The organism is Rhodococcus sp. C3V (assembly GCF_029269915.1).
Classification (GTDB): Bacteria; Actinomycetota; Actinomycetes; order Mycobacteriales; family Mycobacteriaceae; genus Rhodococcus_F; species Rhodococcus_F qingshengii.
The window spans coordinates 61,570-84,668 of sequence record NZ_JARJBE010000014.1 but is presented as its reverse complement, the minus strand read 5'-3'; the positions used below and the strand labels follow the sequence as shown (position 1 = coordinate 84,668).

The following is a 23,099-nucleotide window of genomic DNA, read 5'->3' as shown; positions in this document are numbered from 1 at the left end:
CTATTGTTGCCAGGCACCGGCGAGTAGTCCCCTGGTCTCCCGCAGCAATTGCGGCATCACCTTGACCCCACCGAGCACGGTGATGAAGTTGGCGTCGCCGCCCCAACGTGGCACTACGTGTTGGTGAAGGTGCTCGGACAGCGAACCGCCCGCAGCGGCACCGAGATTCAGGCCGACGTTGAATCCGTGAGGATTCGACACGCTCTTGATCACCCGCAACGCCTGCTGGGTGAACGCCATCAACTCGGCGCTCTCCTCCGGCGTCAGGTCTTCGAGTGCCGCAACCTTGCGGTACGGAACCACCATCAGGTGCCCCGGGTTGTACGGATACAGGTTCAGAACCGCATAGACATGCTCACCGCGGGCAACGATCAGTCCTTCTTCGTCCGACATCTTCGGAATGTCGATGAACGGTTCACCCGTCGTGCCCGGGGTGTTGGGCGCCTCGGTGATGTACGACATCCGATGCGGCGACCAAATGCGCTGCAAATGATCAGGATCGCCGACGCCGTGGTCGATCAGCGAACCCGGACCGTCGTCACCGGGGGCGCTCACTGCGCCACGCTTGGCTGCACCAGTTCGGCTGTCGGCGAGGCGTTCTCGCGGCGGCCGATCCACTCGGTGATGATCCGGACGGCGTCGTCGACGGGAATGCCGTTGATCTGGGTGCCGTCGCGGAAACGGAAGCTGACCGCGCCGGCCTCCACGTCACGCTCGCCCGCGAGGAGCATGAACGGGACCTTTTGCGTGGTGTGGTTTCGGATCTTCTTCTGCATACGGTCGTCACTGAAGTCGACCTCGGCGCGAACACCGGCTGCCTTGAGCTTCTTCGTGACGTCGAACAGGTGATCGGCGAAGGCCTCGGCCACCGGGATTCCGACGACCTGCACCGGCGCCAGCCACGCCGGGAACGCGCCCGCGTAGTGCTCGGTCAGGACACCGAAGAACCGCTCGATCGAGCCGAACAGCGCGCGGTGGATCATGACCGGACGAGTCTTGACGCCGTCGTTGCCGGTGTATTCGAGCTCGAACCGCTCGGGCAGGTTGAAGTCGAGCTGGATGGTCGACATCTGCCAGGTGCGGCCGAGTGCGTCCTTGACCTGAACGGAGATCTTGGGACCGTAGAAGGCGGCTCCGCCCGGATCCGGCACCAGAGTCAGGCCGGAAGCTTCGCCGACCTCGGCGAGAGTTGCAGTTGCCTCTTCCCAGACGTCGTCGCTACCGACGAATTTGTCCGGGTTCTTGGTGGACAGCTCGAGGTAGAAGTCGTCGAGGCCGTAGTCCTTGAGCAGGTTCAGCACGAACTGCAGCGTGGTGGTCAGCTCGTCGCGCATCTGCTCACGGGTGCAGTAGATGTGAGCGTCGTCCTGGGTCATGCCGCGCACGCGGGTCAGTCCGTGGATGACGCCGGACTTCTCGTAGCGGTAGACCGAGCCGAATTCGAAGAGCCGCAACGGCAATTCACGGTACGAGCGTCCGCGAGAACGGAAGATCAGGTTGTGCATCGGGCAGTTCATCGGCTTGAGGTAGTAGTCCTGGCCCGGCTTGCGCACGGTGCCGTCCTCGTTCAGTTCCTCGTCGACGTGCATCGCCGGGAACATGCCGTCGCGGTACCAGTCGAGGTGACCGGAAACCTCGTACAGATGCCCCTTGGTGATGTGCGGAGTGTTGACGAACTCGTAGCCCGCCTCGATGTGGCGGCTGCGCGAGTAGTTCTCCATCTCGGTGCGGATGATGCCGCCCTTGGGATGGAACACCGGCAGACCCGAACCGAGCTCGTCGGGGAAGCTGAAGAGGTCCAGTTCGGTACCGAGCTTGCGGTGATCACGACGCTCGGCCTCGGCGAGCAGTTCGAGGTATTCGTCCTGAGCCTCGGTGGACTCCCACGCGGTGCCGTAGACACGCTGAAGATCGGCGTTGTCCTGGTTGCCACGCCAGTAGGCGGCGGAGCTTCGGGTCAACTTGAAGGCCGGGATGTGCTTGGTGGTCGGAATGTGCGGGCCGCGGCACAGATCGGACCAGATCTTGTCGCCGGTACGAGGATCGAGATTGTCGTAGATGGTCAGCTCGTTGCCACCCACCTCCATGATCTCGGGATCGTCGATACCGGACTTGTCGTCGATCAATTCGAGCTTGAACGGCTCGTCGGCCAACTCGACCCGAGCGTCCTCGATCGAATCGACCACTCGACGCGAAAAGCGCTGTGATCCCTTGATGATCTGCTTCATACGCTTTTCGAGCTTGGCCAGATCCTCCGGAGTGAACGGGCGGTCCACCGCGAAGTCGTAGTAGAAGCCGTCCTTGATCGGCGGACCGATGCCGAGCTTCGCGTCGGGGAATTCTTTCTGAACCGCCTGCGCGAGGACGTGGGCCGCGGAGTGCCGGATGACGCTGCGGCCGTCCTCGGTGGATGCTGCCACCGGCTCGACGTCGACATCGACCTCAGGTGTCCACGACAGATCCTTGAGCGTTCCCTCGCCATCGCGGACAACGACGATCACGTCGGGCCCCTTCGTGGGGTATCCGGCTTCGCGCACTGCAGTCCCGGCGGTCGTCCCCGCGGGCACCCGAAGTGGGGCGGCTGAGTGCTCTGGCGCGGGACTGGTCACGGCGATGTGCTCCTAAAGGTATTGCGACAAGTTAGACAGGCGTCGTACCCACTGCGAGCACGCGCACGATCATGTTATCGGCCCTACCGACATGGTGAGACAACCGAGTGAAGGAAACCGGGCCGCGTTCAACTCACAGCGGCGACTCGAGCCACGAGTAGTCCAGGCCCACCCATGTCCCGATCAGGCCGAAAGTGCCGAGCACCCACAAAGTCGCCAGGACGATCACTGTGGTGAACAGAACGCCCAACCCTTTGACGAACAGCGACTGCTTGCCGAACCATTCCATGAACCGGTCGTATCGAGCCTTCGCGAAATGAAGGAGTCGATGTGCCCACGCGAACTCCGACGCCAGGATGCCGAGGCCGGCGAAAACGATGAGCCAACCGGGCCCGGGGTACGGAATAGCCACGATGCCGGCGGCGAACACGATCGTGCCCACGACTCCGACGCCGATGCGGTACGCAAGATTGAGGGTGGGCCGCGCGGCGATTCCCGCGCGCCACCGCTCCCAGCGGGACTCTGCGTCCTGGAAGACGGACAGGTCTGAATCGTCGACGGAAGAATCGACCTTTTCGGTACTCAAAGCAGTCACCTTTTCGGTCGCGAAATGTCTCTTCGACCAGGCTACCGAAATCGTCGCCCGTCGACCTGCGACGACGGTCTGCATGCCGAAACGACCTTGCCCCTCGAACAGCTGTGCTCTCAAACAGCTGTGCTCTCAAACAGCTGTGCTCTCAAACGACTGAAGGCGTCCCCGATGATCGGGAACGCCTTCAGTATTTTTCTGTGGTCCCGGCTGGGATCGAACCAGCGACCTTCCGCGTGTGAAGCGGACGCTCTCCCACTGAGCCACGGGACCGTAAGTCATCCGAACGCATGCGCTCGAACGAGTTGGAACATTAACACGGCTGCGCGATGAATACGAATCACCAGGTTGGCATTCGTTTTGCTCCAGGCGACCCCGAAATCTACGAATTCGAGCTGATTTCAGACCGTATTCATCGCCAAGACGGACAGTTGCAACGCGCGCGACGGGCCGATTCGACTCCGAACACGCCACTGAGCTGGTGATTTGTGTGTATCCGACACGGTCGGCTAATGTTTCCAACGCACCGAGGAGAGCGAGCAGCTCCCCAAGCAACACGGTGCGATGCGGACGTGGCGCAGCTGGTAGCGCACAACCTTGCCAAGGTTGGGGTCGCGGGTTCGAATCCCGTCGTCCGCTCGAGAGGTGTGACTCAACCTTTTACGGTGGAGTGGCCGAGTGGTGAGGCAACGGCCTGCAAAGCCGTGCACACGGGTTCGATTCCCGTCTCCACCTCGCGCGATTAGCTCAGCGGGAGAGCGCTTCCCTGACACGGAAGAGGTCACTGGTTCAATCCCAGTATCGCGCACCACGTCAGGCCCTAGGGCCTGACGGTCAAGACCTGCTTGCAGGTCTGATAAGTTAGAAAAGTACTGAGTTCCGGTAACGGAGTTCATTGCTCATGCGGACGTGGCGCAGCTGGTAGCGCACAACCTTGCCAAGGTTGGGGTCGCGGGTTCGAATCCCGTCGTCCGCTCCATTTTTCTCCAGAACCCGCGCGATTAGCTCAGCGGGAGAGCGCTTCCCTGACACGGAAGAGGTCACTGGTTCAATCCCAGTATCGCGCACCATTTGAGAATGCAAGAAGCCGGAACCTCAGGGTTCCGGCTTTTTGCGTTCGAGCGCCGAACACATCAACCGCAGTACTGACGCAAGCCCCCTCGGGAATCCACGTCAGTACTGCGGTTGATGTAGCTGATCAGATTGTTGTAACTGCTCAGTGAGAGAAGCGGTTCGCTGCCGAAGTCATCGCGCGCAGCGAGGACTCCGTCGACGACTCCGCAATACCCATCGCCCAGCTCCGACGGCCGTCGCACTCGGTGAAGATGAACGTAGCCGTGCGGTGGCCGATGTGATGCTGATGGAAAGACAAGATCTCGAGCGAGATTCCCGCGTCGTGCAGCATCGACGTCATGGCCGAGATCGCGCCGGTCGAGGTGGCGGACGCTTTCTGGATACGCTCCCCCAGACCGAGAGTCGCTTCGAAGGTCCAACGACCCGGCGCAATCTTCTCGGAGGACCACGCACCCAGACGGATCGGGCCGCTCATAGCCGCATACGTGGACTCGAACTCGGTCCACGACATCGCTGAGCATTCGGCACGCAAGCCGGCGGGCAGAGATTTGCCGTGACGCGCCGCGAAGGGATCAGCAGCAGAAGAAGAATCAGAAGCGAAAGCGAAGTTGTAAGTCATGATCGTGGTCTTCCTGGAATGAAGTGGAGGACCAACTGGTAGCAAGACGACCCGCAGCGAGGGGTCGGTCCGATTCAGACCCCGCTACGGCGGCTTACTACGAGAATTCGCTTCATGAGAGACGAGGCTAGGCGGCCCGGTTCGAGAATGCAACCCGGACCGCCTCCGCACAGGTCAGACCTGAGCCGATTTATGCGCGGCGATCAGGGCGCGATACCACTCGAACGAGGTCTTCGGTGTGCGCTTCTGGGTGTCGAAATCGACGTGTACCAGGCCGAATCGCTCCTTGTATCCCGCAGCCCATTCGAAGTTGTCGAGAAGTGACCACACAAAATAACCGCGGACGTCGACACCGTCGTCCATTGCCGATCGGAGGGCGCGAAGGTGCGCATCGTGGTAGTCGATTCGTGCTTCGTCGTCGACGACGCCTGCGGCATCCGGGGCGTCGTGGAATGAACATCCGCTTTCGGTGATGTAGATCGGCGGCAGTGCGTCACCGAAGCGGGCGTGGAACGTCCGCAAGATCTCGCCCAGCCCCTCGGGAACGATCGGCCAACCGAAATCGGTTGTGGGATAACCGGTAATCGCGACAGGGGCAAAGGGCAGGCCCGGGGGCAGGTCGACTTCGAGCACACCTTCGGTCCCCTGGCCTTCCACCGGAGCGGCGATCATCGTCGGCTCGTAGTAGTTGATCCCGTACCAGTCGAGCGGCGCCCCGATGATTTTCAAGTCCTCGTCGACAGGACCGCTGAGCAGCTGAGCGAATTCGTCGGCCGGGTACTTCCCGACCAGAACCGGGTCGGCGAACATCCAATTGACGACGTGGTCGTAGATGTCGGCAGCCATCACGTCTTCCGGCGAATCCGAAGCGGCACGCACCGGAGCATGGTTCGAGGCGATTCCGATGTTCGTGCATCCGGTTGCCCGAAGCGCTTCGACAGCGAGGCCATGCCCGAGCAGCTGGTGATGTGCGGCTTGGAAAGCCTCGAACCCCAAGGCCAGTCCGGGGGCGTGAACTCCGAGGGCATGCCCGTAAAGCGTGTGCACAACTGGTTCGTTGAGCGGCATCCACATTCCGACCCGATCCGACAGCCGCTCGCCGACGACCTGCGCATACTCCCCCAGCCGATACGAGGTGTCGCGGTTCATCCAGCCGCCCTGCTCCTGCAAGGCAAGGGGCAGATCCCAGTGAAAGAGCGTGACAGCGGCAGTAATTCCCGCCGAACACAGTCGGTCGATCAGGCGGTCGTAGAAGTCGAGCCCCTTCGCATTCACTGCCCCCGATCCGGTGGGCAGAATGCGCGACCACGACAGAGACAGCCGATAAGCGTCGAGCCCGAGCTGATTCATCAGCTCGATGTCCGACTCCCAGCGGTGATAATGATCGGCAGCGACCGTCCCGGTGTCGCCCCCGACGACAACACCGGGACGGTCACAGAACTCGTCCCAGATCGACGGTCCGCGACCGTCTTCGGCCACAGCTCCTTCGATTTGATAGGCCGCAGTGGCGGTTCCCCAGACGAAGGAAGTCGGAAATTCTGGTGTCGGCTGCCGAGTCATGTCGGTCAGTTAATCAAAGAACCGTGCAAAACACGCAGCTTTGTTGGACACTCGACCAGTATCAAGATCCAGTACCGTTCGGCCTAACCGAACGAACGAGACAAAGGCCCTGCTTGATGACGGATAACACCCGCACCCTGACGAGGGCTCGCATCGCCACTTCGGTGGGCTTCGGACTTCAAGGATTTCTGCTCGCCGCCATTCTGACGCAGCTGCCGCAGTACAAGGACTTGTTCGAGCTGAGCGAGACACTGGTTGTGGTTGCGGTTGTCACCGTGTCCGTCATCGCCGGGCTCGGCAGCGTGCTCGCCGAGATGCTGGCCGTGAGAACGTCGAGCAAGATGACCCTGCGAACTGGGCTCGCTGTCATCGCAGTCTTCGGCGGGGCAACCGGAATTGCGCCCAACGCAGCGATGTTTTTCATCTTCCTGGCGATCTACGGCATCGGACTCGGCATGGTCGACGCGGCCGCCAACATGCAGGCAGTCTCGATCCAACACGCCAAGGGCCGCTTCATCCTCTCCTCGTTCCATGCTTCCTGGAGCGTCGGAGCGATTGTCGGCGCCCTGTTCATCTCGGCAACCGCGGGCCTCGACATTTCGATCCGCGTCACGCAGGTGATCGCGGGAGTTGTTGTCGGACTGATGCTTCTGGCCTTCGGCCCGCAACTGCTCGATCGCTCCGAGTCTCCGGTTGCCGATGCAAACATCACGAGCACCGCGAAATTCGCGGTACCCACCCGCGCCTTCGTCCTCCTCGGCGTCGCGATGGCATTGTTCTACGCGGTCGACTTCAGCGTCGGAAACTGGTCGACTCTGTACGTCAAGGACGAACTGCTCGCCGACGCCGGGACCGCTGCCCTTTCCGTGGCGGCGTATCAGATCGCGGCACTTGTCGCACGACTGACCGGGGACTACTGGGTCGGGAAATTCGGTGAGACCACCGTCGTGCGGATCGGCTCTCTCATCGGCGTAGTCGGTATGACAGTTGTCGTCCTCGCGCAATCTCCCGCCGTTGCCATCGCCGGGTTCCTCATCGTCGGGCTCGGGGTACCGGTGATCGCTCCGATCTGCTTCAGCGCTGCCGGCAGGATGGCTCCCCCGGATCAGGTCGATGCGGTGATCGCACGCATCAACCTCTTCAACTACGTCGGCACAGTCGTCGGCGGCGGCATCGTCGGCGCGGTCGCTGCCTTCAGTGACCTTCGAATCGGGTTCCTGATTCCGCTGGCGTTCTGCGCGATCTTGATAGTTCTTGCTCCCGCGTTCGCACCGAAACGAGCCACAACTCCGGTCGCCGAGAACGCCGCTTGAGCATTGCGCCCGAGGAAAGTGGTGTACTTGATCGACCGAATTGTGTGCGCGAGAGGCAGAAACTGACGTGACGATCACCGTTGACCGGGCCGGGATCTGGGATTCCGAAGCAATCGCCGACGTGGCAGCGGTGACATTTCCACTGGCGTGTCCGCCGGACGCATCCGACGACGACATCAGCGCCTTCATCGACAACGTTCTCTCCGTCGACAAGTTCTCCGAGTACCTGACCGATCCGACGCGAACCGTTCTCAAGGTCATTCGCGACGGTTCGATCGTCGGCTACGCGATGCTTGTCGACGACGAGCCCGCCGACCCGGACGTCAAAGCTGCTGTGACACTTCGCCCGACAACGGAACTCAGCAAGTTGTACGTGCTTCCGGGTAACCACGGAACCGGCGCGGCAGCATCCTTGATGGACGCGGTTGTCGACCACGCACGACGCAGCGGAAGTGCCGGGATCTGGCTGGGCGTCAATCAGGAGAACCTGCGCGCCCAGAAGTTCTACGCAAAGCACGGTTTCACACAGGTCGGCACGAAGACTTTCCTCGTGGGCGCACAACTCCACCACGATTTCGTGATGGAGCGCCCCGTCAGCTGACAGGCGTGCAGACTAGCCGGCCGCGACCTCGAAACGAGAAAGTGCGAGCAGACGCGAGGTCGCGCGCAGGTACTTCTTCTTGTACCCACCGGCGAGCATCTCGGGAGTGAAGATCTCGTCGAGGCGTGCGCCGGAAACGGTGACCGGGATGCTCGCGTCGTACAGGCGGTCGGCGAGAACCACGATGCGCAGTGCAACGGACTGATCCGTTGCCGGGTGGACACCGTCGATGAACACGGCCTTCACACCCTCGACCAGCTTGTTGTACCGCGACGGGTGCAGGGTGCTGAGGTGCTTGCACAGCTCGTCGAAGTTGTCGAGCGTGGCGCCGTCGATGGCGTCGGCCCGAGAGACCAACTCCTCCGAGGAGATGGGCTCGGGTGCGGGCGGGAGATCGCGGTGACGGTAGTCGGGGCCGTCGACGCGAATCGTCTCGAAGATCGAGCCGAGCTTCTTGATCTCGCGCAGGAAGTCCTGGGCGGCGAAGCGACCCTCCCCGAGCTGGCCGGGAAGCGTGTTCGACGTCGCGACGATGGACACGCCGCGCGCGGAAAGCTCCGAAAGGAGGCGGGATACGAGCATGGTGTCGCCCGGATCGTCGAGCTCGAACTCGTCGATGCAGAGAACGCTGTGGTCGGCGAGCGCTTCGACCGCTTTGTTGAAGCCGAGAGCGCCGACGACGTGTGTCAGCTCGACGAAGGTTCCGAAAGCCTTCGGCGACGGAACGCTGTGGAAGATCGACGCCAGCAAGTGAGTCTTACCGACACCGAACCCGCCGTCGAGGTACAGGCCGGCGCCGGTCGCCTGGGTCTTCTTGCCGAACAGTCCGCGGCGTCCACCACTACGGATCTTGGTTACGCGCTTGGAGAATTCCTCGGCCTTGGCGACAGCAGCTGCCTGGCTCGGTTCCTTCGGATCAGGAATGTAGGAGGCAAAACTCACCTCGTCGAACATTGCGGGAGGCACCATTTGAGCTACCAGTTGATCGGCGGGTACCACCGGGCTGCGATCGACAAGACGTTCATGCATCCGTCAAGGGTATCTACGTGATGTGATCTCTCATGTGCACCGTATGGATATTGCGACCTACTTCACACCAGGCCACGAAGACGAACTCCGCGGCTTGTACGCCTATCCGGAGAACCTCTCCCAACCCTGGATGCGCGTGAACTTCGTTTCCAGCATCGACGGGTGCGTCTCCGTCGACGGAGTGAGCCATGGACTGGGCACACCTGCAGACAAGTCGGTATTCGGGATCTTGCGCGAACTCTGTGACGTCGTCGTGGTCGGCGCAGGCACAGCGCGAGCCGAGAACTACGGGGGTGTGCAGGTCTCGGACGCAGCTCGGGCGCGACGAAAGGCGAGCGGCCTCGCTCCGGTCCCACCGATCCTCGTCGTCTCGGCGCACGCGTCGATCGACCCCGAAAGCCGACTCCTTCGCGATACCGAAGTTCCACCGATCCTTGTTGTCGGTCGCGACGCGGACTCCGCGGCAATTTCGGCGCTGAGATCTGCCGGAGCGCAGGTGGAGGTGACGGACTCACCGAACGTCACCAGCGGCGACATCGACAGGGCATTGTCGGCTCGCAAGCTCCGTCGCGTGCTGTGCGAGGGCGGACCGTCACTTTTCGGGCAGTTGATCGAGGACAATGCCTTCGACGAACTCTGCATCACCACGTCACCTCAACTGGTGGGGAGCAAAGTCGGCCGAATCTCACTCTCCCCCAACGCAATGCCCACAGCCATGCGTCCCGCGCACATTCTCGGTGATACGGACGGCACGATCCTCACTCGATGGGTTCGTCAGCAGCCACGTCGGTGAACCTGGCACTCTGGTCGGCATGCGCAGAGTTGCTTTGATGGCCGTCGTCCTCGCGACGTGTTGTGCGTGCGGCGCCGGTCCGTCGCTTCGGCCCGCCGTCGCGGTCGAAGGCCGCACCGACGGCAGCCCTGCCCAGAGCGAGGGACCGTCGCCCGATGCGCCGCCGGTTGACCCTGGCGTCCCGACCGATGACATACCGTGGCGAGACTGCACCGGCACGTCACTCGCCGACCAGGCTCTCGCGGCGTCGAGCGCCGGCGTCATTCTCGAATGCGCGGAATTCAATGCCCCCATCGACGTGACCGGCGCCATCGACGGCAACTTCACTGCCGGCTTGACCCGCGCTCGGACCTCGTCGACGCCTGCCGGCGCGTATCCGATCGTGTTCACATCGGGCACCGATCGTTCGTCGGGAAACTCTCTGGCCATGCTCGCCGCATCCGGCTTGAACACGGTTCTCGCCGAACATCCCGTGGTTGCCCTCGATCGCCGCGGAATCGACATGTCCACCGCAATCGACTGCATGACGCCGGAGATTCGGCGCGGCCTTCACGATCTGGGCCAGTTCGACGCGGACTCCACCGGCGACGCCGCCGACGCGGTCGCCGCTCTCGGTCACGATGCAACCATCGCCTGTACCGACTATCTCGATCCTCAAGAACTGAAGTTCGGCGCGGACTCCGCTGCCGAGGACATCGACGCTCTACGTACGCGGTGGGGCGTCGAGACCATCGCTCTGTGGTCGGCAGGGTCCGGCTCGGACATCGCGCTGAGCTATGCGGCGGCCCACCCGAACAACCTCGCGAGGTTGATCCTCGATTCTCCCGCTCCGGTGGCCACCGACGCTGCCACCGAGGCAGAGAGTCGCGTGCAGGGCGAGGAAGCCGCGTTGACCGCGTTCGCTCAGCGATGTGTGGCGCTGGGGTGCTCGCTCGGCCCTGATCCGAAGAAATCGGTCACGGACTTGATGGAGCGCGCTCGAGCCGATGAATTCCAGCCGCTGTCCGCCGCTGCGGTGTCGAACGCGATTTCGGCGAGCCTGTGGACTGCCGGAACCAACCGTGAGCAGGAGACCCGCTCACTGTCCGACGCTCTGTCCGCGCTCGGTACCGGCAACGCTTCACCGATTCGAGAGCGCGCCGCCCGGGCGGAGAACGAGGTGGACGGCGACGGCCAGTTCATCGGACGATGCACCGACGGCATGCAATGGCCGGGCATCGGGCGTGCGCGCGAGCTTGCGAACACGTGGGGCACCAACTATCCGGTGTTCGGGCAAGAAGCCGCGCTCGGGTTGCTGGCGTGCGCCAGCTGGCCGTCGACCGCCAACTCTCCCCTGCCGAATCAGTTGAAGCCCCCAGTCCTCGTGCTGAGCGGTCAGGGTGACCCGGCCGTCGGGAACTCCGGACTCTCGACCGTCACCGGCGTCGTGACCAATGCAGGATCGCGCTTCGCAACTCTGGACTGGCAAGGTGCGGGTCACCCCGCGGCACAATCCACGTGCGCTCAACAGGCGATGCGCCTCTACCTCAGCGACGCCTCCCTGCCCAGTAACGGAAGCGTGTGCCCGGCCTGACTCGGGCGCTCGTCCACCACGACCGAAAAGGGGTGCATCCCCCGATCACACCCTGCTCCGGTGTACCGTGCCGAAGTGTTCCTTCGACAGCTCGAGCCGCGTACCGGGCGGACAACCCAACAAGTCGTCAACTTCGTTTTGTGGCCGATCGCCGTGATGACAGTGCTCAATCGTGTCATCGTCACAGCAGTCAACGGCGCCATCACCGATGACTTCCGACCGGTCTACAACGCCGCGCTGGCGTTCTGGAACGGGCGCGACGTCTACACCGCAGATTTCAACTCCGTAGACCCCCATTACCTGTACCCACCATCGGGTTCCTTGTTGATGGCACCCCTGGCGATCCTCGATCCCGAGCGCTCACGGTGGCTGTTCATCGGTGTCAATGCCGTCGCCATTCTCGTGGCTCTCTACCTGCTGTTGCGCTTGTTCGACCTGACGATCAGTTCCATCGCGGCGCCGATTCTGGTGCTCGGCGCGTTCATGTCGGAGACGGTCACCAACACGTTGGTGTTCACCAACATCAACGGCCTCGTCCTGCTCGGCGAAGTTGCCTTCCTCCTGTTGCTGATGCGCAAGAAAGATCTGTGGGCCGGCGCCGCGATCGGTCTCACCATCGCAGTGAAACCCACTCTCGCGCCGCTGCTCCTGCTGCCACTCGTTCGCGGTCAGTGGAAGGTGTTCGTCACCGCCCTGGGCATCCCGTTCATTCTCACGGTCGTGGCATGGCCGCTGGCGTCGGATCCGATGGACTTCGTCCGCCGCACCGTGCCGTACCTGCTCGAATCTCGTGACTACTTCAACAGTTCGATTGTCGGAAACGGCGCTTACTTCGGTCTGCCCGAATGGTTGATCCTGCTCTTGCGCGTCGTGTTGGCCGCCATGGTCGTCGTCTCTCTGTGGCTCCTGTACCGCTACTACCGCAACGACGAACTGTTCTTCCTCACCACCGCGACCGGTGTGATCATGACCGCGTCGTTCCTGCTGCCCTCGCTCGGCCAGATGTACTACTCGATGATGCTGCTCCCGCTCCTGATGTCCGTGGTACTCAAGAACTCGGTCATGCGGAACTGGCCCGCGTGGCTTGCGGTCTACGGCTTCATGACGTTCGACAGCTGGTGGTCGAACCGCTGGCCGACCTTCGGCCGGGCGGCCGAATACACCAAGAGCACCCTCGGCTGGAGCCTTCTGCTGATCGTGATCTTCTGTGTCCTCGGATACCGGTATCTGGTCGCGCGTCGAGAGGGCCGCTTGGATCGGGGAATCGATCCCGCCTACCTCCTCGATCCCCCAATCGATACCGTCTCACCTGCCGACGAAGCCGAAACGGCGACAAAGCATTAGCGTGGAGGCATGAGTTCTTCACACGATGGCATCAACAGCACACCCGAGGTCACGTACACCGAGAGCGAGTGGCGCGAAAAACTGACGCCGGAGGAGTTCGCCGTCCTGCGCCAAGCCGGCACCGAACGCCCCTTCGTCGGCGAGTACACCGACACCACCACGGAAGGTGTCTACTCCTGCCGGGCCTGCGGAGCCGAACTGTTCCGCAGCACCGAGAAGTTCGAATCGCACTGCGGGTGGCCGTCCTTCTTCGATCCGGCGGATTCGGATGCCGTGATCCTGAAAGAAGACAGCTCACTCGGAATGCGCCGGGTCGAGGTCATCTGCAAGAAGTGCCACAGCCACCTCGGTCACGTCTTCGAGGGCGAGGGATACCCGACGCCGACCGATCAGCGGTACTGCATCAACTCGATCTCGCTGGTTCTCAAGCCCGCTCAGTAGCCAGGTCGTGGGCTACCCCGTGTCACTGGTAGCCCACGATTCGAGACTTTCAACTCAGAAGTCCCAGTTCAGCGCAGTCGGGCTCAGACCGGCCGCATTCAGGTCCTCGTTGCGAGCGACAAGGCCGTCTTTGACGGAACCGATCCCGCCACCGATCGCGCCGGAAGTGATGTCCGTCAACGAGGCGTCGCCGCCCGTGACTTCCTTCGTCACGATCGCAGCGGACGCTCCCGACACCGCGTCGTCGAAGGCGCCCCGCGCGATCTCCTGCACTCGCGAACCGGTCGGGAGCGGGTTCGGGTCAGGGCCGACACGATCCGGCGTCGTCTTCAACCCTCCGTTCGCAAGTCCCTTGATGAAACCGTCGCGCCCCTCGGTCACGACCTTGCCACCGTCGATCGACTGGCGATGATCCATCGTCATCTGCCCGAGTTGAATGGCGAGGCCGGAGAAGACGGCAGCGGCAGCTTCCACTGCCGCAGCCTCGATCACTCGTATCAACAATTGCTGCAACAACATTCGGACCGTGAGTGTTGTTGCGACCTCAGCCGCCACGACCCCGGCGGTACTGACACCAAGTGTCGGGACAGCAGCCGCCATCATGGCGGCAATCTCGAGCGCCAGTGCGCCCAGCGCCGCGAGGATCGACAGTTTGGTGTACTCGATGTCCGTGCCGGTATCGGTGCATGACTGACCCAGTTCGGCCGCGGCAGAGGACAACCGCTCGAAGACCTCCGCAACTCCCCCGGCCTCCGACCAATACCGAGACAACGAGTCGCCGGCTCGACCGTCGATCGATGCCAGTACTGCCTGCAATCCGTAACCACCGGCAGCGGCCGAAGCCTCGATCCGATCAGCCGCGCCTGACCAGGCATCACCCAACCTCCACAGTGCCGTTTCGTCTCCTTGCGGCCAGTCACTGCCCACCGCGACCGACGCAACCGCCTGTAACCAGCCTGGAATCTCGAGTCCCATCAGAGCCCACCCGCCATGTCGTCGGCAAGCGAGGTGTCGATCGATTCGAAACGATCGGTGATCTCGATCAGCGTGGCGGTCAATTCGCGCAGCGCGCCCGCGACCAGCGTCATCCCACCGACCGCTGACTCAGCACCGGGAACATATGCGCCTGAGAATGCGGATCCGAACTGGTCAGTGCCCCAGCAACCCTCTTCGGCGGCGACCACTGCGTCGAGAGCGCTCCGCGCCTCGTCGAGATCAGCAGCGACCACCGCGAAGGCTGGTGCAGCACTTTTCATCGCGGCCACATTCACGCCCAGTTCAGACATTGCCGGAGCTCCTCAGAACGGTGCGGTCCCAGTTCTCGTCGCAGGAAGCCGGTGTCGAGCTCGGACGAGGTTCGAGAATCTCGCGCAATCCGAGCACGCCCGGAACCAGGTCCGGCAAGTCGATTCCGGCCGCCTCCGTGAGCGGCTTCGTCATCTCGGCAACCTGTCGGCGTATGTCTTCTGCCGCAGACGCGGCCGTAGCCAGGATCAGATTCCCCAACGCTGCCGGCGAATGCTTGGCGTAAGAACTCCCCGAGAGATCGACTCCCACCACCGCCCCCGAGGCGTCGACGACGATTTCCACGCTGCCGTCACTCGAACGCGCGCTCGCCGTCGCTCGAGCGATCCTCTCCTGCAAGTCCGCCAGCGATCGAGTCCGCTCCAACAGAACGTGCTGCATCGAATCGATCTGAGCCCGAAGTACTTCGACTTGCCCCCGCATCGAACCAACATCCGCTGCACTCACGATGGCCCCCACCTTCGATAGATCGTGACACCTGATTCAGGCGCTCACGAGGTTCGACGCGAGAGGTGGCCGATCGGTTCCGTCAGCGTGAACGAAGCACGGGCGGATCGAATGCCTTGACCGGCGGCAGGGCCCCGTCGAATTTCTCGATCTGCACCAGAACGTGCTGGCCGGTGCACCCGTGCGAGAGTGACGACGTGCCGACGTCCGGTGTCAGAACGTTGGGATTGCCGTGCACACACAGAGAGTCGGGATCGGCAGGATCGAGCGGGTCGTACCAGGCACCGGTGGACAGTTGGACGACGTCGCTCCGCAAGTCCGAGTCGACGATCACACCAGCAAGGCACGCCCCGCGATCGTTGAACACGCGCACCACGTCTCCTGCCGAGACGCCGCGCGCGGCCGCTGCATCGGGGTGCATACGAATCGGCTCGCGTCCCTGAATCTTCGACGCCTGGCTCGCAGCGCCGTGATCGAGTTGGCTGTGCAGCCGCGTCTTGGGCTGATTGGCGATCAAGTGAAGCGGGAATTGCGAGGCTCGCGGTCCACCCAGCCACTCGTCGGGCTCGTACCAGCGCGGATGGCCGGCGCAGTCGTCGTAGCCGAAGGACTCGATGGTCTCGGAGAAGATCTCGATCTTCCCACTCGGAGTCGAGAGCGGATATTTCTCGGGATTCTCACGGAAGTCACCGAAGAGCACGAGGTTGTCTTCGGTTCGCATCCGGTAGTGCCCTTCTGCCCAGAAGTCCTCGAACGTCGGTGTGTTGCCGCCGTCTGCATCGACGAACGGCCGCCATTGACCGTAGAGATGCTCGATCCACTCCTGTGAGGATCGCCCCTCGGTGAACTGTTCCCCGAATCCGAGCGCAGAAGCCAGAGCGGCAAACGTGTCGTAGTCGTCACGCGAGTTCTCGAAAGGTGGAACGACCTGCTGCATCGCGACCAGAAGCGGGTCGTTTCGAGTGCAGCTCAGGTCATTTCGTTCGAGCGAGGTGGTCGACGGGACAACGATGTCGGCGTTGCGGGCCATCGGCGTCCAGTACGGATCGTGAACGACGATCGTGTCCGGACGCGCAAATGCCCGTCGCAACCTCGGGAGATCCTGATGGTGGTGAAACGGATTGCCACCGGCCCAATAGACCAACCGGATGTCGGGATAGGTCAAGCGTCGGCCGTCGTAATCGAACTCCTCCCCGGGCGAAAGCAGCAGGTCGGAAATCGCGGCTACCGGAATGAAATCCGACACCGGATTCACACCTTGCGAGAAGGTCGGCAAGGGATACGGCACCGGAGCCAGACCCGGCTCGTTCATCGAACCGTAGCCGTGCCCGAAACCTCCACCCGGAAGCCCGAATTGGCCGAGCATCGCTGCGAGTGTCACGCCCATCCACGGTGCCTGTTCACCGTGTTTGATGCGTTGCAACGACCACGTGACGGTCACCAGCGTCCGGCCAGACGCCATTCTCCGAGCCAGGTCGGTGATGAACTCCGCCGACACACCGGAGATCTTCTGCGCCCAGCGCGGATCCTTCGGTACACCGTCGGAACGTCCGAGCAGGTAATCCTCGAAGCGTTCGTAACCGACGCAGAAACGGCCCAGGAAATCGCGATCGTGCAGGTCCTCCGACGCCAGGACAAACGCCAGGGCAAGCATGATTGCAACGTCGGTTCCCGGAACGGGTGCGATCCACTCGCAGTCACCCTCGACGTCGTCACGCAACGGACTGAAGGAGACGATCTTTCCGCCGCGGGCACGAAACGCGTCGAGCGCCCCGCGCGTCGGATGATCGCTCGTACCACCGGCATTGACTCCGGTGTTCTTGATCGGCACTCCCCCGAACGAGACGAGGAGATCGGAGTGCTTCGCGATGACATCCCACGACGTGGAGCGCGCGAACAACTTCCAGTGCGTTCCGACCACACGCGGCATGATGACACCGGTGGCACCGAGCGAGTAGCTGTGAACTGACTTGGTGTATCCACCCAGCTGATTCAGAAATCGGTGAACTTGGCTCTGCGCGTGATGGAATCGGCCGGCGCTGGCCCAGCCGTACGAGCCGCCGAAGATCGCGTTGTTTCCGTGCGCGTCGACCACGCGACGCAGTTCACGCGAGAGGAGTTCGGTCAGTTCGTCCCAGGAGACCGAGACGAATTCGTCGGCTCCACGTCGGTCGCTGGGACCCGGCCCGTTCTCGAGCCAACCCCGACGCACCGCCGGGCCCGAAACACGAGCCCGACTGCGCACCGAACCGGCGAGGTTCCCGAGCATCGGCGAAGGATTCGCATCACCCTCGTACGGATGCACGGCGGTCACCTCGCCGGCGACCGATTCGGCGGTGAACATTCCCCAATGGGACATGTGTTGACGACGCCGGTTCGGTGCAGTTGTCACAGGAACTACTTTCGAAGCAGATCAGGGAAGGGAAAGGACCAGCTTCTCGATGTCCACGCGCGGGCCGGTGAAGAACGGCACCTCTTCGCGAACGTGCAAGCGAGCTTCGGTGGCACGTAGATCGCGCATCAGATCGACGATACGAATGAGCTCGGGTGCTTCGAACGCGAGAATCCACTCGTAGTCCCCCAGGGCGAAGGCCGGGACCGTGTTGGCGCGAACGTCCTTGTACGAACGAGCAGCCATACCGTGATCGGCGAGCATCTTGCGACGCTCCTCGTCGGGGAGCAGGTACCACTCGTACGAGCGGACGAACGGGTAAACGCAGATGTAGTCGCCCGGATCCTCACCCGCGATGAACGAGGGCACGTGGCTCTTGTTGAACTCCGCGGGGCGGTGCACCGCCGAGTTGCTCCAGATGGGAGCACTGGCCTGTCCGAGGACGGTGGTGCGACGAAAATCCGCGTACGCGGCCTGAAGTTCCTCGATGGTGGCCGCGTGGGTCCAGATCATGAAGTCCGCGTCGGCGCGCAGGCCGGCGACGTCGTAGATCCCGCGAACCACGACGCCCTTGTCTTCGAGACCCTCGAAGAACAAGCGGGCGTCCTTGACCGCAGCTTCCCGATCATCGCCCAGCACACCGGGTTCCACCTGGAACACGGAGAACATGAGGTAACGGATTTCAGAGTTCAGTTTGTCGAAATCAAGGCGTGCCATGGGTCTATCGTGCCACTCGCTCGAATATCCGTGTAGCCGCCGTCGTGCCGACTGCGACACACGCCGGAACCCCGACGCCGTGCAGCCACGACCCGGCCAGGGCGAGGCCGTCGAACTGCGTCATCCCGGACTCGATTTCAGCCACGATTTCCGTGTGACCTGGGGCGTATTGGGGAAGACCTCCGTGCCACCGCTGTACGAAGGTCGCGCCTGGCTCCTCGGTGATTCCGGTCACGGTCTCGAGATCGGCGCGCGCGAAGTCGATCAACTCACCATCCGGCCGGTCGACGATCTCCGATGCACCGAATCGACCGAACGACACCCGAACGAGGTGCTCACCGCGATCAGCGAGGTGTGTCCACTTTCGGCTCGACAGCGTGAACGCCTTGGCGGTCAGGTCGGCGTCAGTGGCTACCAGGATCCCTGAATTCTGCGGAAGTTCGACCTGCCCGGACAACCGGAGCGCCACCACCGCGGACGACGCCAGTTCGATCCGAGCGACGGTACTCGCAACATCCGCATCGACTCCGGCCAACAGCGCCGCCGCGCGCGGCGCCGGGACGGCCAGAATCACCGCGTCGACGCTTCCGAGCGGATCGACGTTCCAACCAGCCCCGTCGCTGCGCAACCCAGAAGCCTCGCCACGGACGAAGGTCGCGTCGGCGGCCTGCTGCAGCGCATCGAGCAGGATGCCGTACCCGTCCCTGAGCGCTCCGAACACCGGCCCCGGCGCAGGCGTCGGCAATGCGGCTGCGACTGCATCCGTGAGGCTCCGAGAGCCCGCATCGAGGGCCGCAGCGAGTGTCGGCAAAGCTGCACGCACGCCGATGGTCTCCGCCAGCCCCGAATACACCCCACCGAGAAGCGGATCCACCGATCGGCTGACCACCTGATCACCGAATCGCTGTGAAACCAGTTCGGCAACACTGCAATCGGAACCGCGGGTCCACTCCAGCGGGACGCCGGCCTCGGCGGCGATGCGAGCCAGGGTCTGCTCGTCGACAAGATCTCTCACCGACTCCGCCGATGCCGGGATTCCCATCAGGGTTCCGGTGGGCAACCGATTCAGTGATCCCTGAGACCAGATCAACGGGCTCAGCCCCGCAGGGTAGACGATCTGATCGGTCAGACCCAGCTCGGCGAGAAGCGCAGGAACTTCCGGCCGACGGGCGATGAACGCCTCGGCACCGATGTCGATCGGGCCACCGCCCAGATCAATCGTTCGCAGCTTCCCGCCCAGTCGCGGTGAGTCGTCGACGATCGTGATGTCGGCCTCGGAGCCCAGACTGCGCCGAAGCCGGTACGCGGCAACCAGACCGGAGATTCCTCCTCCGATCACCGCGACCGACGGCCGATTGGTCGTCACAGCGAGTGCACCAGCTCCACCGCCGCGGTGATCGCCGTGGGATCGGTGTCGGGAAGAACTCCGTGGCCGAGGTTGAAGATGTGGCCGATGGCACCGGCCTCGATCGCGCGGTCCCCTTCGGCGGCGATCCGGCGCACCTCACGATCGATCACCTCGGGGCCCGCGAACAGTACGGCGGGATCGAGATTGCCCTGCAGCGCCTTACCCGGACCGACACGACCAGCCGCGACGTCGAGCGGAATCCGCCAGTCGACACCCACGACGTCGGCGCCTGCCTCCCCCATCGCGCCGAGAAGTTCACCGGTGCCGACACCGAAGTGGATACGCGGGACGCCGGCAGCGGCAACCTCGGCGAACACTCGCTCGGAATGCGGCAGGACAAATTCCCGATAATCGGCCAGCGAGAGCGCGCCGGCCCACGAGTCGAACAGCTGGACCGCGTCGACGCCCGCCTTGAGCTGCGCCTGCAGGAAGCAGATCGTGGTGTCGGCCAAACTTCCGAGCAACGCGTGCCAGGTCTTCGGATCGGAGTGCATGAGCGCTTTGGTCTTCTCGTGGTTCCGGCTCGGACCACCTTCGACCAGATACGACGCCAGAGTGAACGGCGCTCCGGCAAAGCCGATCAGCGGCGTGGAGCCCAACTCGGTGGTGAGAAGCCGAACGGCCTGCGCGATTGCGCCTACCTCTTCGGGGACCAGTCGCGGGAGTGCTGCAACGTCGGCGATGGAGCGAATCGGATTGGCGACCACAGGTCCGACGCCGGCAACGATGTCGAGATCGATTCCTGCGGCTTTGAGTGGAACGACGATGTCCGAGAACAGGATTGCCGCGTCCACGTCGTGACGGCGCACCGGTTGCATCGTGATCTCACAGACCAGCGCCGGATCGAAACAAGATTCCAACATGCCGATCCCGGCGCGGATCTCGCGGTACTCCGGCAACGAACGCCCGGCCTGACGCATGAACCACACCGGCCGTCGACTCGGAGTGCGTCCGGTCGCCGCGGCAAGCAACGGTGCGTCGGGCAAGACTCGCCGAGCGCTGTATTCCGCCGACCCGGTAATGCCTGAATTCATGTTGTCCAACCCGCTCATCAGTCCTCGCGCTCTCCGCCAACGTGTGTCTTCGATCGACTCAATGCTGCCACGTCCCACACTCGGGATCGGACACCCGAGCGGTTCGTGAGCGGCCACACACCCGAGCCACACTCGGTCGGCGCGCCTCCACCTCCCCGCCCGCATCCCCGACTAACGTCCTGACCTGTGACGACATCCGGATCGACAGCCGACCCGGCCGAGTTCCGTGCCGCCGTGGAGGCGATGACCGCTGCGCGGGTTCGGCCCGAGATAGAGGTCGGTCCCATCCGCCCGCCGCAGCGTCTCGCTCCGTACAGCCACGCGGTGGGGGCCGAGGTTCTCCACCCGGACTCCGACGTCGTGGCCGAGCAGTCCGAAGGTGACGCTTTCGGCCGCCTGATCCTGTTGTTCGATCCGGACGGCGACGAGGCGTGGAACGGCACCATGCGGTTGGTGGCGTACATCCAGGCCGATCTCGACGAAGCCGTCGCCGCGGATCCACTACTTCCCGAAGTAGCCTGGAGTTGGCTGGTGGACGCTTTGGAGGCCGGACCGGAACCTTTTGTGGCCCTGGGCGGTACGGTCACAGCTACAACTTCCGTGCGGTACGGCGACATCGCCGGGCCTCCGCGAGCCCATCAACTGGAGTTGCGAGCGTCCTGGACTGCAACTTCGTCCGAATTGGCTCACCACGTCGAGGCTTTCTGCGAGGTTCTCGCGTACGCGGCGGGGCTTCCGCCTGCCGGGATAACCACGCTGTCGCGGCAGAACGACTGACCCTGCTATTCGTTTGAGCATTCCCCCGGAAAAATACTAGAACCTGTTCTAGAATGAGTCATGCAACGTCTCAGCGGACTCGACGCGACCTTCCTCTACTTGGAAACACCGACCCAGCTATTGCACGTTTGTGGACTTGTCCTGCTCGACCCCACGACCATCCCGGGCGGCTACGACTACCGGAAGCTGCTTCGCGAGTTGGACTCGCGAATGGCCACCATGCCGACCTTCCGGCGCAAACTCAAAGATTCCCGTCTCAATCTCGACTACCCCGTGTGGGTCGACGATCACGATTTCGACATCGAGCGGCACTGCCATCGGACCGCGGTACCTGCTCCCGGCACACACGCGGAACTGGCAGAGCTCGCCGGACACATCGCGAGCCAACCGCTGGATCGTTCCCGACCGCTGTGGGAGATGTGGGTCATCGAGGGACTTGCCGACGGACAGATCGCCGTCATGTCGAAGATCCATCACAGCGCTGCCGACGGTGTCACCGGCGCGAACATCCTGGCTCAGCTGTGCAGTCTCGAACCGGATTCACCGGCGCTCGTGGATCCCAAAGCACAGGGTGCGGGCGACGCGGGAACGCTGGACATCGCGATCGGCGGACTCATGGCCGTCATCGCCCGGCCCGCAAGAATTGCCCGTCTGGTCCCGGGCGGAATCGCCATGCTCCCGAAGTGGGTGACGCGTGCACGAAAGGGTGAAGCGATGCCTGCTCCGTTCACCGCGCCGCGGACCTCGTTCAACGGCGCGATCACCGGTCACCGCAACGTCGCGTTCAGCCAACTCGATCTCGCGAAGGTCAAAGCCGTCAAGGACCGTCACGGCGTCAAGGTCAACGACGTGGTTCTCGCGCTCTGCGCCGGGGCACTGCGTAAGTATCTGGAGGACCGGGACGAACTGCCGGAGGACTCCCTCGTCGCCATGGTGCCGGTGTCGGTCCACGGCAAATCCGATCGTCCGGGCACGAACCAGATCTCGGGCATGTTCACGCAACTCGGCACCCAGATCGCCGATCCGGTCGAACGCCTGCACGCAATCAGCGATTACAACGCCACCTCGAAGAACCACAACGAGGCTCTGGGCGCGAACATGCTCCAGGACTGGTCGCAGTTCGCTTCGCCGGCGGTGTTCGGCGCCGCCATGCGCGTGTACTCGTCGCTCAAACTCGCCGAGCGTCACCCCGTCGTGTCCAACCTGGTCGTGTCGAATGTGCCTGGACCGCCGGTCCCGCTCTACTTCCTCGGTGCCCAGATCAAGGGAATGTTCCCGCTCGGCCCGATCTTTCACGGAGCAGGTCTCAACGTGACGGTGATGTCTCTCGACGGAAAACTCGACGTCGGCATCGTCAGTTGCTCCGATCTGGCCCCCGAATTGGACCAGCTCGCGCAAGGTTTCGGAGCCGCACTCGACGAACTGTTCGACGCTGAGGTGACAACCCCGGCCCCGACTGCGACGTAGAGTCAGT

21 protein-coding genes and 6 tRNA genes are annotated in these 23,099 nt (G+C 63.1%); 13 read left to right on the top strand and 14 right to left on the bottom strand.

The annotated features are described in order from the left end of the window. The 4 genes from P3G66_RS27545 to P3G66_RS27530 all read right to left on the bottom strand — a co-directional run bounded on the left by P3G66_RS27545 (position 1) and on the right by P3G66_RS27530 (position 3,471). Positions 1 to 555, bottom strand: a complete 555-nt coding sequence (locus tag P3G66_RS27545; RefSeq protein ID WP_003943307.1) for an HIT domain-containing protein — start codon at positions 553 to 555, stop codon at positions 1 to 3. Continuing rightward, a complete protein-coding gene (gene thrS / locus P3G66_RS27540; RefSeq protein ID WP_276117391.1) occupies positions 552 to 2,609 on the bottom strand; it encodes a threonine--tRNA ligase in 2,058 nt (685 codons plus the stop codon). Before thrS ends, P3G66_RS27545 begins: the two co-directional genes overlap by 4 nt. A gap of 133 nt (positions 2,610 to 2,742) precedes the next feature. Then, positions 2,743 to 3,153 (bottom strand): TIGR02611 family protein, encoded by a 411-nt coding sequence (locus P3G66_RS27535; RefSeq protein WP_085989954.1) that lies wholly within the window; start codon positions 3,151 to 3,153, stop codon positions 2,743 to 2,745. Positions 3,154 to 3,399: 246 nt separating this feature from the next. Continuing rightward, positions 3,400 to 3,471, bottom strand: a tRNA-Val gene (locus P3G66_RS27530). A gap of 293 nt (positions 3,472 to 3,764) precedes the next feature. On the opposite strand from P3G66_RS27530, the gene P3G66_RS27525 reads away from it, so the two are divergent. The 5 genes from P3G66_RS27525 (at position 3,765) to P3G66_RS27505 (ending at position 4,268) form a co-directional block, all read left to right on the top strand. Then, positions 3,765 to 3,837, top strand: a tRNA-Gly gene (locus tag P3G66_RS27525). 25 nt (positions 3,838 to 3,862) lie between these two features. Continuing rightward, positions 3,863 to 3,933 (top strand) — tRNA-Cys (locus tag P3G66_RS27520). Position 3,934: 1 nt separating this feature from the next. Then, positions 3,935 to 4,009: transfer RNA gene (locus tag P3G66_RS27515), tRNA-Val, on the top strand. Positions 4,010 to 4,101: 92 nt separating this feature from the next. Beyond that, positions 4,102 to 4,177, top strand: a tRNA-Gly gene (locus P3G66_RS27510). A gap of 16 nt (positions 4,178 to 4,193) precedes the next feature. Then, positions 4,194 to 4,268 (top strand) — tRNA-Val (locus P3G66_RS27505). A 146-nt stretch (positions 4,269 to 4,414) separates the two neighbouring features. Here P3G66_RS27505 and P3G66_RS27500 read toward each other — a convergent pair. Both P3G66_RS27500 and P3G66_RS27495 read right to left on the bottom strand, forming a co-directional pair. After that, on the bottom strand, positions 4,415 to 4,891 hold the full coding sequence (locus P3G66_RS27500; protein ID WP_054781939.1) for an alpha-isopropylmalate synthase regulatory domain-containing protein: 477 nt from the start codon (positions 4,889 to 4,891) through the stop codon (positions 4,415 to 4,417). Positions 4,892 to 5,065: 174 nt separating this feature from the next. After that, a complete protein-coding gene (locus P3G66_RS27495; RefSeq protein ID WP_276117390.1) occupies positions 5,066 to 6,451 on the bottom strand; it encodes a GH1 family beta-glucosidase in 1,386 nt (461 codons plus the stop codon). Between the two features lie 116 nt (positions 6,452 to 6,567). On the opposite strand from P3G66_RS27495, the gene P3G66_RS27490 reads away from it, so the two are divergent. After that, a complete protein-coding gene (locus P3G66_RS27490) occupies positions 6,568 to 7,764 on the top strand; it encodes an MFS transporter (protein WP_276117389.1) in 1,197 nt (398 codons plus the stop codon). A gap of 67 nt (positions 7,765 to 7,831) precedes the next feature. Beyond that, positions 7,832 to 8,365, top strand: a complete 534-nt coding sequence (locus P3G66_RS27485; RefSeq protein ID WP_003942603.1) for a GNAT family N-acetyltransferase — start codon at positions 7,832 to 7,834, stop codon at positions 8,363 to 8,365. Positions 8,366 to 8,377: 12 nt separating this feature from the next. On the opposite strand, the gene zapE is transcribed toward P3G66_RS27485, so the two are convergent. Further along, entirely contained in the window at positions 8,378 to 9,394 is a 1,017-nt protein-coding gene (gene zapE, locus P3G66_RS27480; RefSeq protein WP_003942629.1) for a cell division protein ZapE, read from the bottom strand. Between the two features lie 43 nt (positions 9,395 to 9,437). On the opposite strand from zapE, the gene P3G66_RS27475 reads away from it, so the two are divergent. From P3G66_RS27475 to msrB, 4 genes are read left to right on the top strand one after another with little or no spacing between them, the layout of a single operon-like run. Then, positions 9,438 to 10,187, top strand: coding sequence for a pyrimidine reductase family protein (locus tag P3G66_RS27475; protein WP_276117388.1), 750 nt, complete (start codon positions 9,438 to 9,440; stop codon positions 10,185 to 10,187). Between the two features lie 19 nt (positions 10,188 to 10,206). Beyond that, a complete protein-coding gene (locus P3G66_RS27470) occupies positions 10,207 to 11,760 on the top strand; it encodes an alpha/beta hydrolase (RefSeq protein WP_276117387.1) in 1,554 nt (517 codons plus the stop codon). Positions 11,761 to 11,820: 60 nt separating this feature from the next. Then, positions 11,821 to 13,104, top strand: a complete 1,284-nt coding sequence (locus P3G66_RS27465) for a glycosyltransferase family 87 protein (RefSeq protein WP_276117386.1) — start codon at positions 11,821 to 11,823, stop codon at positions 13,102 to 13,104. A gap of 9 nt (positions 13,105 to 13,113) precedes the next feature. Further along, complete coding sequence (gene msrB / locus P3G66_RS27460) at positions 13,114 to 13,545, top strand: peptide-methionine (R)-S-oxide reductase MsrB (RefSeq protein ID WP_276117385.1); 432 nt, start codon at positions 13,114 to 13,116, stop codon at positions 13,543 to 13,545. A gap of 54 nt (positions 13,546 to 13,599) precedes the next feature. Here msrB and P3G66_RS27455 read toward each other — a convergent pair whose 3' ends face one another. From P3G66_RS27455 to hemE, 7 genes are all read right to left on the bottom strand, one after another. Then, positions 13,600 to 14,520, bottom strand: coding sequence for a hypothetical protein (locus P3G66_RS27455; RefSeq protein WP_214514331.1), 921 nt, complete (start codon positions 14,518 to 14,520; stop codon positions 13,600 to 13,602). After that, positions 14,520 to 14,831, bottom strand: a complete 312-nt coding sequence (locus P3G66_RS27450) for a hypothetical protein (protein ID WP_003942588.1) — start codon at positions 14,829 to 14,831, stop codon at positions 14,520 to 14,522. Before P3G66_RS27450 ends, P3G66_RS27455 begins: the two co-directional genes overlap by 1 nt. After that, entirely contained in the window at positions 14,824 to 15,297 is a 474-nt protein-coding gene (locus tag P3G66_RS27445; RefSeq protein ID WP_223304570.1) for a YbaB/EbfC family nucleoid-associated protein, read from the bottom strand. Before P3G66_RS27445 ends, P3G66_RS27450 begins: the two co-directional genes overlap by 8 nt. A gap of 82 nt (positions 15,298 to 15,379) precedes the next feature. Then, positions 15,380 to 17,656 (bottom strand): molybdopterin guanine dinucleotide-containing S/N-oxide reductase, encoded by a 2,277-nt coding sequence (locus P3G66_RS27440; protein ID WP_064112891.1) that lies wholly within the window; start codon positions 17,654 to 17,656, stop codon positions 15,380 to 15,382. Positions 17,657 to 17,710: 54 nt separating this feature from the next. Then, on the bottom strand, positions 17,711 to 18,406 hold the full coding sequence (gene hemQ / locus P3G66_RS27435) for a hydrogen peroxide-dependent heme synthase (RefSeq protein WP_003942644.1): 696 nt from the start codon (positions 18,404 to 18,406) through the stop codon (positions 17,711 to 17,713). A 4-nt stretch (positions 18,407 to 18,410) separates the two neighbouring features. Further along, the gene (locus tag P3G66_RS27430; protein ID WP_003942589.1) at positions 18,411 to 19,772 is read right to left on the bottom strand and encodes a protoporphyrinogen oxidase; all 1,362 of its coding nucleotides are present in this window, start codon (positions 19,770 to 19,772) and stop codon (positions 18,411 to 18,413) included. Further along, positions 19,769 to 20,836 carry a uroporphyrinogen decarboxylase gene (gene hemE / locus P3G66_RS27425; protein WP_172827084.1) on the bottom strand — a complete coding sequence of 356 codons (1,068 nt, stop codon included), beginning with the start codon at positions 20,834 to 20,836 and terminating at the stop codon, positions 19,769 to 19,771. The genes P3G66_RS27430 and hemE overlap by 4 nt, the downstream gene beginning before the upstream one ends. A gap of 198 nt (positions 20,837 to 21,034) precedes the next feature. On the opposite strand from hemE, the gene P3G66_RS27420 reads away from it, so the two are divergent. Continuing rightward, positions 21,035 to 21,625, top strand: coding sequence for a DUF3000 domain-containing protein (locus P3G66_RS27420; protein ID WP_003942604.1), 591 nt, complete (start codon positions 21,035 to 21,037; stop codon positions 21,623 to 21,625). A 60-nt stretch (positions 21,626 to 21,685) separates the two neighbouring features. Beyond that, positions 21,686 to 23,092: a wax ester/triacylglycerol synthase family O-acyltransferase gene (locus tag P3G66_RS27415; protein WP_276117384.1), complete on the top strand. Its 1,407-nt coding sequence runs from the start codon at positions 21,686 to 21,688 to the stop codon at positions 23,090 to 23,092. The last annotated feature ends 7 nt before the right edge of the window (positions 23,093 to 23,099 follow it).

What these genes read in the sequence shown, in the direction of transcription:
- P3G66_RS27490 (WP_276117389.1), top strand. Translation starts at nt 6,568, where the DNA reads ATGACGGATAACACCCGCACCCTGACGAGGGCTCGCATCGCCACTTCG.
- P3G66_RS27495 (WP_276117390.1), bottom strand. Translation starts at nt 6,451, where the DNA reads ATGACTCGGCAGCCGACACCAGAATTTCCGACTTCCTTCGTCTGGGGA.
- P3G66_RS27415 (WP_276117384.1), top strand. Translation starts at nt 21,686, where the DNA reads ATGCAACGTCTCAGCGGACTCGACGCGACCTTCCTCTACTTGGAAACA.
- P3G66_RS27475 (WP_276117388.1), top strand. Translation starts at nt 9,438, where the DNA reads ATGGATATTGCGACCTACTTCACACCAGGCCACGAAGACGAACTCCGC.
- msrB (WP_276117385.1), top strand. Translation starts at nt 13,114, where the DNA reads ATGAGTTCTTCACACGATGGCATCAACAGCACACCCGAGGTCACGTAC.
- zapE (WP_003942629.1), bottom strand. Translation starts at nt 9,394, where the DNA reads ATGCATGAACGTCTTGTCGATCGCAGCCCGGTGGTACCCGCCGATCAA.
- P3G66_RS27450 (WP_003942588.1), bottom strand. Translation starts at nt 14,831, where the DNA reads ATGTCTGAACTGGGCGTGAATGTGGCCGCGATGAAAAGTGCTGCACCA.
- P3G66_RS27470 (WP_276117387.1), top strand. Translation starts at nt 10,207, where the DNA reads ATGCGCAGAGTTGCTTTGATGGCCGTCGTCCTCGCGACGTGTTGTGCG.
- P3G66_RS27440 (WP_064112891.1), bottom strand. Translation starts at nt 17,656, where the DNA reads ATGTCCCATTGGGGAATGTTCACCGCCGAATCGGTCGCCGGCGAGGTG.
- hemQ (WP_003942644.1), bottom strand. Translation starts at nt 18,406, where the DNA reads ATGGCACGCCTTGATTTCGACAAACTGAACTCTGAAATCCGTTACCTC.
- P3G66_RS27500 (WP_054781939.1), bottom strand. Translation starts at nt 4,891, where the DNA reads ATGACTTACAACTTCGCTTTCGCTTCTGATTCTTCTTCTGCTGCTGAT.
- P3G66_RS27455 (WP_214514331.1), bottom strand. Translation starts at nt 14,520, where the DNA reads ATGGGACTCGAGATTCCAGGCTGGTTACAGGCGGTTGCGTCGGTCGCG.